This window comes from Mesorhizobium sp. M5C.F.Ca.ET.164.01.1.1, assembly GCF_004792125.1.
Classification (GTDB): Bacteria; Pseudomonadota; Alphaproteobacteria; order Rhizobiales; family Rhizobiaceae; genus Mesorhizobium; species Mesorhizobium wenxiniae.
Window position 1 is genome coordinate 1 of sequence record NZ_SRTG01000611.1, and the last position, 282, is coordinate 282.

Sequence of the window (282 nt, forward strand, 5' to 3'; positions counted from 1 at the left end):
CATCGGCCGCGGGCTGGTGGCGATCCTGCTCGGCCATGTCGCGCTGGCGCTGCCTTACGTCATCGTGGTCGTGTCGGCCCGGCTGCAGACCTTCGCGCCCGAGCTGGAGGAGGCGGCGCGCTCGCTCGGCGCCAATCAGTGGCAAGTGACGAACCGCGTCACCTTGCCGTGGATCATGCCCGGCGTCATCGCCGGCGGGCTGTTCGCCTTCGCAGTGTCGTTCGACCAGTTCGTGGTTTCCTACTTCCTGTCGACGCCCGGCCAGACGACGCTGCCGGTCGA

At 68.8% G+C, this 282-nt stretch carries 1 protein-coding gene; it reads left to right on the plus strand.

Annotated elements, in window-relative coordinates; translation table 11 throughout:
• The coding region (locus EN807_RS34990) for an ABC transporter permease subunit (protein WP_135938121.1) at positions 1–282 on the plus strand (282 nt) is incomplete at both ends.